The sequence below is a fragment of the Amycolatopsis mediterranei genome (genome assembly GCF_026017845.1).
In the GTDB taxonomy this organism is placed as follows: domain Bacteria; phylum Actinomycetota; class Actinomycetes; order Mycobacteriales; family Pseudonocardiaceae; genus Amycolatopsis; species Amycolatopsis mediterranei.
Genome location: NZ_CP100416.1, coordinates 8,967,142 through 8,976,513 on the forward strand (window position 1 = coordinate 8,967,142; position 9,372 = coordinate 8,976,513).

9 protein-coding genes are annotated in these 9,372 nt (G+C 69.8%); 6 read left to right on the plus strand and 3 right to left on the minus strand.

Annotation, left to right across the window (positions count from 1 at the left end; translation table 11 throughout):
* Positions 1 to 68: 68 nt before the first annotated feature.
* The gene (locus ISP_RS40495) at positions 69 to 1,934 is read left to right on the plus strand and encodes a glycoside hydrolase family 44 protein (RefSeq protein ID WP_230468583.1); all 1,866 of its coding nucleotides are present in this window, start codon (positions 69 to 71) and stop codon (positions 1,932 to 1,934) included.
* Between the two features lie 166 nt (positions 1,935 to 2,100).
* Here ISP_RS40495 and ISP_RS40500 read toward each other — a convergent pair whose 3' ends face one another.
* The gene (locus tag ISP_RS40500) at positions 2,101 to 2,433 is read right to left on the minus strand and encodes a MerR family transcriptional regulator (RefSeq protein ID WP_013229578.1); all 333 of its coding nucleotides are present in this window, start codon (positions 2,431 to 2,433) and stop codon (positions 2,101 to 2,103) included.
* 736 nt (positions 2,434 to 3,169) lie between these two features.
* Here ISP_RS40500 and ISP_RS40505 point away from each other — a divergent pair.
* Positions 3,170 to 3,430 (plus strand): hypothetical protein, encoded by a 261-nt coding sequence (locus ISP_RS40505; protein WP_013229579.1) that lies wholly within the window; start codon positions 3,170 to 3,172, stop codon positions 3,428 to 3,430.
* A gap of 99 nt (positions 3,431 to 3,529) precedes the next feature.
* Here ISP_RS40505 and ISP_RS40510 read toward each other — a convergent pair whose 3' ends face one another.
* A complete protein-coding gene (locus tag ISP_RS40510; RefSeq protein ID WP_013229580.1) occupies positions 3,530 to 3,982 on the minus strand; it encodes an ATP-binding protein in 453 nt (150 codons plus the stop codon).
* Positions 3,983 to 4,562: 580 nt separating this feature from the next.
* Here ISP_RS40510 and ISP_RS40515 point away from each other — a divergent pair.
* Both ISP_RS40515 and ISP_RS40520 read left to right on the plus strand, forming a co-directional pair.
* Positions 4,563 to 5,732 (plus strand): pectate lyase, encoded by a 1,170-nt coding sequence (locus ISP_RS40515; protein ID WP_071831505.1) that lies wholly within the window; start codon positions 4,563 to 4,565, stop codon positions 5,730 to 5,732.
* A gap of 138 nt (positions 5,733 to 5,870) precedes the next feature.
* Entirely contained in the window at positions 5,871 to 6,146 is a 276-nt protein-coding gene (locus tag ISP_RS40520) for a YggT family protein (RefSeq protein ID WP_013229582.1), read from the plus strand.
* Here the strand turns inward: ISP_RS40520 and ISP_RS40525 are convergent.
* Positions 6,143 to 6,802: a TetR/AcrR family transcriptional regulator gene (locus ISP_RS40525; RefSeq protein WP_013229583.1), complete on the minus strand. Its 660-nt coding sequence runs from the start codon at positions 6,800 to 6,802 to the stop codon at positions 6,143 to 6,145. The genes ISP_RS40520 and ISP_RS40525 overlap by 4 nt on opposite strands.
* 115 nt (positions 6,803 to 6,917) lie before the next feature.
* Between ISP_RS40525 and ISP_RS40530 the strand changes: the two genes are divergently transcribed.
* The gene (locus ISP_RS40530) at positions 6,918 to 8,147 is read left to right on the plus strand and encodes an FAD-dependent monooxygenase (protein WP_013229584.1); all 1,230 of its coding nucleotides are present in this window, start codon (positions 6,918 to 6,920) and stop codon (positions 8,145 to 8,147) included.
* Between the two features lie 20 nt (positions 8,148 to 8,167).
* Positions 8,168 to 9,148 (plus strand): MCE family protein, encoded by a 981-nt coding sequence (locus tag ISP_RS40535; protein ID WP_034285067.1) that lies wholly within the window; start codon positions 8,168 to 8,170, stop codon positions 9,146 to 9,148.
* Positions 9,149 to 9,372 lie beyond the last annotated feature (224 nt).

Consider the following 9,372-nt stretch of genomic DNA (forward strand, 5'->3'; position numbering starts at 1 on the left):
TCCTCATGGGTGCTCAACGACGACACCACCTCAGGCCCGGAACGGCGAGCGGCTGTGTGCTGGCCGCGTTGCTGACCGCACAAGTCATCGCCGCGCCCCCGGCTTCCGCCGCCGGGCTCAGCCTGTCGGTGGGCGTGTCCGCCGCCCGGCACCCGATCAGCCCCGGCATCTACGGCCTCAACGGCGGCGATCCGGCGTTCAACGCCGAAATCGGCCAGACGGTGGCGCGCTGGGGCGGCAACGCCAGCAGCCGCTACAACTTCAAGAACCACACCTACAACACCGGCAGCGACTGGTACTTCGAAAACATCGTCGCCGACCAGGAACACTCCGTCGAGGGCATGGTCGGGTCCAACCTCGGCCGCGGCATCAAGCCGGTCGTCACCGTGCCCCTGAGCGGCTGGGTGGCCAAGGACTCGCCGTCGTCCCACCCGTTCGCCTGCGGGTTCCCGGCGACCCGGTTCCCGCAGCAGGACAGCTTCGACCAGTGGGATCCCCACTGCGGCAACGGAAAGCTCAACCAGGAGAACCTCACCGGCGTCCCCACCGACACCTCGGTCCCGGCGGACGCGGCGTTCGACGGCGAAATGGTTTCGCACCTGGTGGACCAGTTCGGCACCGCGGCCCAAGGTGGCGTGCCGATCTACGAACTCGACAACGAGCCGGTGCTCTGGTCCAGCACGCACCGGGACGTGCACCCCGATCCGGTCTCGGACGACGAACTGGGCGGCAAGGGCACCGCGGCCGCCGCGGCGATCAAGGCCGCCGACCCCAGCGCGGCTGTCCTCGGCCCGTCCGGGTGGGGATACTGCGAGTGGGTTGCGTCCGGAGTGGACGGTTGCGGGCCGGGTGCCGACTCGGCCGCGCACGGCGGGCTCAACCTCTCCCAGTGGTACCTCAAGAACATGAAGGACTACAGCGACGCCCACGGCGGCAAGCGCTTCCTCGACTACTTCGACCAGCACTTCTACCCCCAGATCAGCGGCGACAAGACGCCGGAAGCCAATGCGCTGCGGCTGCGGTCCATCCGGTCGCTGTGGGATCCGACCTACGTCGAGGAGTCCTGGATCGGCCCGAGCGGGGTCAACGCGCCGCCGCTGCAGTTCATCCGCACGATGAAGTCGTGGGTCGACCGGTACTACCCCGGGACCAAGACCGCCATCACCGAGTACAACTGGGGCGCGCTGGACGACATCAACGGCGCGCTGGCGGAGGCCGACATCCTGGGTGTCTTCGGCCGTGAGGGCCTCGACCTCGCCACGATGTGGGGCGAACCGAAGCCGACCGACCCGGGCGCGTACGCGTTCCGGATGTACCGCAACTACGACGGCGCGGGCAGCCGGTTCGGTGACGTCAGCGTGTCGGCGACCGCCGCCGATCAGGGTCAGCTGGCGGTGTATGCGGCGCAGCGGTCCTCCGACCAGGCGCTGACCGTCATGGTCGTCAACAAGACCGGCGGCGACCTGACCTCGCCGCTGTCGGTGGCCGGGTTCGACAACGCCGCTGCGGCACAGCGGTTCACCTACAGCCCGGCCAACCTGGGCGCCATCGTGCGCGGTGACGACCTCCCGGCGAGCAACGGCCACGTCGACGCGACCTACCCGGCGAACTCCATCACGCTGCTGGTCCTGCCGGCGGCCGGGTGCTCGGCAAGCCTGTCCGTCAACGGCGACTGGGGCACCGGACACGTCGCGACGGTGACCGTCACCAACGACCGCCGCACGGCGATCACCGGATGGCGGGTCAGCTGGACCTGGCCCGGCGACCAGCGGATCACCAACTCGTGGAACACCACGCTGAAGCAGAACGCCGCGAGCGTGGTCGCCTCCGATGCGGGGTGGAACGGCCCGATCGGCGCGGGCGGCAGCACGACCTTCGGGTTCCAGGCGACCGGGACGGCACCACCACCGAAGCTGACCTGCACGCCTGCCTGAGAAAGCTGCTTCCGCGCCGGTTCTGAAACCGCGCCTGCCGTTCTGCGGCGGCGAACGGGACCGATGCCGCTGCCCCGGCGGATGCCGACCCCGGGCCAGCGGTGGCGCTGCTGGAGCGGGAGGCCGGGTTGCGAACCGTCACTCCCGCTTCGCGGCGGGCTGGAGCTCAGTCTTGGGTGCGGAGTTCGGAATTGAGGCGCTGGGCTTCGTGGAGCTGGTCTTCGAGGCTGACGATGCGGCAGGCGGCGTCGATCGCGGTGCCGTGATCGACCAGTTCCCGCACGCGGGCGGCCAGCCGCAGCTGGTAGCGGGAGTAGCGGCGGTGCCCGCCGGCGGAGCGCTGCGGCGTGATCAGCCCGGCTTCGTCGAGGCTGCGCAGGAAACCCTGCGTGGTGCCGAGCATGTCCGCGGCCCGGCCCATGGTGTAGGCGGGGTAGTGCTCATCGTCGAACTTGTCGGCCGCATCCGGCGCGGCCGGTCCTGCTTGGTCAGGAATCATTCCACCTCCGCATCACAAAGGACCCCGGATGCCGCGCACGGCATCCGGGGTCCTCAAAGGGTTGGGTTTCACCATTGTCAACCGGCGCGACCGCCGGCTTCCTGCACCCGCGACCGGTCGAAAACCGGAACTCGCGGGGATCGCTCATTCGTGACCGAGCACCACCTCCGAACTCGATGGGACTACGGCACCCGCGCGGCGCTACTTCCCGGCCGCTGCGGGCGATCCAATGATGCTCCCGATCCCTTCTCTCCTGTGTTTTCCACTTACCGGGTACTGCTGTTACTTCGGGTACTGCTACTTCAGGTACTGCCACTGCACTTGCTGCTGCGGACGTCACTGCCGGAACCCTTCCACTGATCGGTCCCAGCACGCTGACGCCGCTGGTCACTGCCCGGAGCCCCGTTCACTGATCGGCTCCGGCCACCTGACCGGTCCTGCCACTGCACTCAACACTTACAACACTCAACACTTGCAACTTGCACTGCACTTGCACGGAAAACAACTACGGGTACTACTCCGGTCACCAGCCGAAACCTTGTTCCGTGATCGGCTCCGCGCTGCCTGACCGTCTTGTCTCACCTCGCGGGTAGTTACGTCCTCTCCCGCGCCTGCTTGACGTTGTCTCTCTCGCTACGAGAAGAACACTACACACACCCGCCATCCAATGTCTACTCCAGTCGGCATAGATTTTCTGTGGCGTGTCGGTCTGACGGTGAGGAAGAGGGGTGCGACCGTGAGTGACGAGGCCGTCCGGGAGCCGCTCGAGGAGCGTTACGGCCTGACCGAGGTCGCCGACCTCGGGGAGTACGCCGTGGCGCTGACGCGGTTGCTGGAGCGGGGACGGCGGGAGCGGTGCGTGGCGGTGTTGTCGGAGGCCGAGGCCTACGCGGCGGCGGAGCTGCTCGGGCAGTTCGCGCAGCTCGACCCGCACGCCGCGCTGAACCAGCTGGCCGGGTCGCTGGCGAGCCGGCTCTACAGCCGCCTCGGCGCGTGACTCCGATCCCGCGCCCGGCGGGACGCTCACTCCGGCGGTGCACGGAACCCCTCGGCGGCCGGGCCGAGTCATGCGGGTGATCGCGGATGAAGAGGCGCCTCAGGAACAGGCCACCGCGGCGCACGGCACTGCGTCGCTCCCGCCGCAAGACACTTCCGCCCAGACCGTCTTGCTGCCGGCCGGGTGCTCGGCCACGCCCCAGGAGCAGGCGAGCTTGTCCACGATGTGCATGCCGCGGCCACCAGGGCGCTCGAGCGACGGCACGGTGAGCTGGGGGTGGTCCGGGCAGTTGTCGTCGACTTCGATCCGGACCCGGCACGGGCTCGGCGTGTGGCTCATCCGGACCTGCAGCGGGCCCTCGCCGTGGTCGTAGGCGTTGGTCACCAGCTCCGTGGCCACCAGCAGCACATCGCCCAGGTGGGCGTCAGCCACCCGGGCCAGTGCCCGGGACGCCCAGCGACGGATCTCGACCAGCGCCGGGGCGGTGGTCCCGCGCAGGTCCATCGACCACGACGGCGGGGCCGGGGCCGGCTCGTTGCTCGGCTCGGGCATGACGAATCAACCCTTCCAGGCTCTCCGCCCTCGCTGCTGAAGACGTCCGCTCTCTGGCGGTACCCCGGCCGTGGCCGGGCCAACCCTCGCTCGGCGGGCAGACCGTCACCACCTCGCCGTTCGAGGCCGCCATCACCAGATTCCCCCGGGTGGCGTAGCGCAGACCCCCAATCGGTGTGATTTCCCGGACGGCTGGGTAGTCAGCTGCCCAGGTCTGGGGTTTCGGCGCGCAGGAGCCCAGGACCAGGCTTCGCCGGTCCAGACCCGAGGCCGGCGAAGCCGCCCCGGCACTCCTGGAGACGCCCGATCGACCGGACGGCAACCCGTGCAGCTTCACGGCGAAGAAGAGGACCGAGATGCGCCCGGACCTTCTCGCGGGTTCTGCGTTCCGGGGCGGGTTCGGGTCGGTGCCGGGGCGGCCGGGTGATCGCTGAAAGCGTTTTCAGTACAGACGACCCGCTTGGCCCACTCGGGGTGCCGCCGGCCGGTGCTACCGTCGCCTCACCGGAGATCCCGCTCCCGGTGGGAGCGCTCTCGGATCCGGTGTCCGGCACATTCTTGCCCGCAAGGAGGCGTGCAAATGGGTTCGCACGGAAGCATTCCCCGCAAGAAAGCGCTTGCAGTGAGCGCCGCGCTCGTCACGATCGCCGCGTTGGCACCGCCATCCGCCGCCGCCGCGGCCACCACCCTCTACGTGGCGCCCAACGGCAAGGACTCCGCCGCCGGTACGCAGGCGGATCCGACCACCCTGCCCGCGGCGCTCACGCGGATCGGTTCCGGTGGCACCATTTCGCTGCGTGGCGGCACCTACTCCTACGCCCAGACCGTCACCATCGCGCCGGGCAACAGCGGCACCTCCAGCGCGCGCAAGACGCTCTCGGCGTATCCGGGCGAGACGCCCGTGCTGAACTTCTCGGCCATGAAAGAAGATCCGGCCAACCGCGGGCTCGCCGTCAACGGCTCCTACTGGCGCGTCGCCGGCATCGTCGTCGAACGGGCCGGGGACAACGGGATCTTCGTCGGCGGGAGCAACAACGTCCTCGAACGCGTCGTCACCCGCTTCAACCACGATTCCGGGCTGCAGATCTCCCGGATGGCGTCGAGCACGCCGAAGGACCAGTGGCCGTCGAACAACCTCGTCGTCAGCTCGGAATCGCACGACAACGCCGATTCCGACGGCGAGGACGCCGACGGGTTCGCCGCGAAACTCACCGCCGGCCCCGGCAACGTCTTCCGCTACGACGTCTCCCACAACAACATCGACGACGGCTGGGACCTCTACACCAAGACCGACACCGGCCCGATCGGCCCGGTGACCATCGAGGACTCCCTGTCCTACGCCAACGGCACCCTCAGCAACGGCACGGTCAACAAGAACGGCGACCGCAACGGCTTCAAGCTCGGCGGCGACAAGATCGCGGTCAACCACATCGTCCGGCGCGACATCGCCTACCGCAACGGCCACCACGGGTTCACCTACAACAGCAACCCCGGCTCGATGTCCGTTTCGGACAACGTCGGCATCGACAACGCCGAACGCAACTTCTCCTTCGACACCGGCACTTCGGTGTTCCGCAACGACACTTCGTGCCGCTTCCTCAGCGGCGGCTCGAACGACAAGACCGTCGGCAGCGTCGACAGTTCCGACCAGTTCTGGACCGGCAAGAACGGCTCCCGGTGCTCGTCCTACGCCGGCACGATGAAGTGGTCCTTCGCCTCCGACGGCCGGCTCGTGGTCACCTTCGGCTGAGCAACCGCCGTGCGTGGGCCGGCCGGGTGAACCGGCTCACGCACGGCGTGGCGAACCTGTTGAAATGCTGTGAACCGGACAGACCTGGCACTCCCCGCGGCACCCGTGCGTTCTCCGGGTAGCAGAAACGGAGGGATCATGGGTGCACTAGGGACACTGCTCGGGTTCGCGCTCAGCCTGTACCTGCTCGTGCTGATCGCGCGGATGGTGCTGGACTGGGTCGCGGTGGTGGCGAGCACCCCGCCGTGGGCGCGGCGCGCCCGGGGCCTGGCCTACGCCGCGACCGAGCCGGTGATCGGGCCGGTGCGGCGGGTCGTGCGGCCGGTGCGGATCGGCGGGCTCTCGCTCGATCTGGCCTTCACGCTGGTGTTCGTCGGCGTGATCGTGCTGCGGAGCATCGTGTACGTCCTCTAACGCGTGCCGCGGAAACTGGCGGACAGCCGGTCGACGCTGCGCTCGAGTTCGGCGCGCAGCCCCCGCAGGTCGACGCCGTCGGGGTCGATCAGGGCCTGCATCGAGATCCCGCGCAGCTGGGCCAGCATCGCCGAAGCGTAGGAATCGGGGTCGCGGACACCGGTGATGGACCCGTCCGCGACCCCGCTGGCCACGGTCTGGGCGATGGCGAACCGGAACCGGCGGTCGGCCTCCGTCAGCGCGCCGCGCAGGGCCGAGTACTCCGCCGCCGCGTCGCCCCACAGGGCCAGGAACGCGTGGTTGAGCGTCGGCATCGTGCGGATCAGCTCGAAGATGATGTCCAGCAGCGCGCGCAGCATGTCCATCGGCGTTGCGTTCGCCGACCCGGTGCGGGCCGCGACCGCCTCGCTGTAGGCGTCGGTGAACTCCTCGACGGCGTACTCGACGAGCCGCTGCCCGAGCCCGTCCTTGTCGCCGAAGTGCTGGAAGACGACCGACCGCGCGTAGCCGGAGCGGGCGCAGACGCCGCCGATCTTCAACCTGCCGAAGCCCTCTTCGGCGATCAGGTGAGCAGCGGCATCCAGGATGCGTGCCTCGACGGCGCCCTCGCCGTCCTCCTGGATCCGGCCTTCGGCGGCGCGGTCCACCCGGGTCATGTTAGCGACTGCAACCGCGGCGCACTGGCCGAGCCGTCAGCGGACGGTGCGAGGACCGTCAGCGGCCGCCCGCAATCTCGGCGTCGGCACTCACCGACCCGAGAGGAACCCTCCGATGACCGCCAAGACCGTGCTCGTTTCCGGGGCAGGCATCGCCGGCCCGTCCGCCGCCCACTGGCTGCACCGCGGCGGCTACCAGGTGACCGTCGTCGAGTCCGCGCCCGGTCTGCGCCCCGGCGGCCAGGCCGTCGACTTCCGCGGCGAGCAGGTGAAACTGCTGGCCGCGATGGGCGTTCTCGACGAGATCCGCCGGTACGAGACGGCGATGGGCGACCAGACCGTGCTCGGTCTCGACGGCCGTCCGGTGCTGACCGTGCCCGGCGCCGCCTGGAGCGGCGAGGTCGAGATCCTGCGGGGCGATCTCGCGCGGATCCTCTACGAAAACACCGCGGACCACACCGAATACGTCTTCGGTGACCGCGTCACGAGCCTCACCGAGACCGCGGACGGCGTCGAAGTCACCTTCCGCCACGGCGCACCGCGCACGTTCGACCTGGTCGTCGGGGCCGACGGTGTGCACTCCGGCGTGCGGGCCGCCGCCTTCGGGCCGGAGCCGGACTTCCGGACGGACCTCGGCTTCGGCATCGCCGGCTACACCGTGCCCAACCACCTCGGGCTCGACCACACCAGCATCATGTACAACGAGCCCGGCCGCGGCCTCATGGTGGGCAGCCACCGCCTGCCGGACCGGCTGCACGTCGGCCTGGTCTTCGCCGCCGACGGCGTCGAGTTCCACCGCCGCACCGCCGTCGAACAGAGCAGGCTGATCACGCAGTTGTTCGCGGACACCGGCTGGGAGACACCGAAGCTGCTCGAGGCGCTGCCCGCGGCCGACGACCTGTACGTCGATTCGATCAGCCAGATCCACCTCGACCGCTGGTCGAAGGGGCGGGTCGTGCTCCTGGGCGACGCCGCCTGGTGCGCCGGGCCGGGCGGGTCCGGCACCGGGCTCGCGATGATGGGCGCCCAGGTGCTGGCCGGCGAGCTCGCGGCGGCCGGCGGCGACCACGTGACGGCGTTCGCGAAGTACGAGCAGCGGCTGCGCAAGCCGGCCACGGTGGGGCAGAAGAACGGCAAGGGCGCCGGCAACTTCCTCGCGCCGCGCACGGCGGCGAAGATCCGCAGCCGCAACCGCGCCTACCGGATGCTGAGCACGCGGCTGCTCGGCGGCATCTTCCTCAAGATGACCGATCGGGCGGCCAACGCGCTCGAATACCGGGAATACCCGGCGCTCACCGCCGCGTGGTTCCGCTCATCGGGGGATCCGGCTGGCGGCCGGGCGTGAGGTAGGTCACTCTCGACGCCATGTCCCCACCTCGGGCCGCCGATGCTCCGGTCCGGACAGCGCTCGCCGGACTTGCGGTGCTCGCCCTCGGCGTGCTCACGGCGTTGAACGCGCGGTCCCTGCCGGTGCTCGGCGACGGGACGACCTACTCGGCCGAGTTCACCGAAGCGGCCGGGCTGAGCGAGGGCAACGACGTCCGCGTCGCCGGCGTCGAGGTCGGGCGGGTGTCGGACGTGCGGCTGCGCGGCGACCACGTGCTGGTTTCGTTCCGGGCCAAGGGTGCCTGGCTGGGCGACGCGACGAGCGCGGCGATCCGGCTGAAGACCGTGCTGGGCCAGAAGTACCTCGCCCTCGACCCGCAGGGCGAGGGCACGCTCGACCCGGGGCAGCCCATCCCGCGGTCCCGCACCACGGTGCCCTACGACATCCTCGCGGCGTTCGGCACCCTGTCGTCCACAGTGGACCATATTGATACCGCGCGGCTGGCGAAGAGCTTCGACACGCTGTCGGCGACGCTGGCGAACACGCCGCAGAGCGTCCGCGCCGCGCTCACCGGGCTCTCGCGGCTGTCGGACACGCTCGCTTCACGCGACAGCCAGCTCGCCAGGCTGCTGGGTAACACGCGGGTGGTGTCGCAGACGCTCGTCGACCGCGACGCGGCGGTGCGCCGCCTCCTGGATGACGGAAACCAGCTGCTCGCGGAGGTGTCCAACCGCGAGGCGGCGATCAGCACCCTGCTCGACGGCTCGCGGCAGCTCGCGACGGAGTTGTCCGGGCTGATCAACGAATCCCGCGTCGGCCCGCTGCTCACCCAGCTCGACCAGCTGACGTCGATGCTGCAGCGCAACCAGGACGCACTGGCTGCCGGGATCCGCGCCTTCGCGCCGTTCGTCCGGCTGGGGACCAACCTCGCCGGGAGCGGCCGGTGGATCGACGGCTACCTGTGCGGGCTGGTGCTGCCGTCCTTCGGGCCGGTGAACGAAGAAGGCTGCCACGGTTAGGGTTTCGGTTTCGCCGATCGGAGGTCGGCGAAACCGGTTTCCACAAGCGGGGCTCGCTGTGGACAAGTTGGGCGCCTCATGGCTGTTCCGGCGATTCCGTCGGTGGGCGCCGATAGACTGGACTTGGGCACGCCCCCCTGGGAGGGCCACGGCTCCGGCAAAGTCTTTGTGCTGGTCAGGTGGGTATTCCGAGCAGGGTGAGGGCTCGGGTGGTGTTGCGGGCG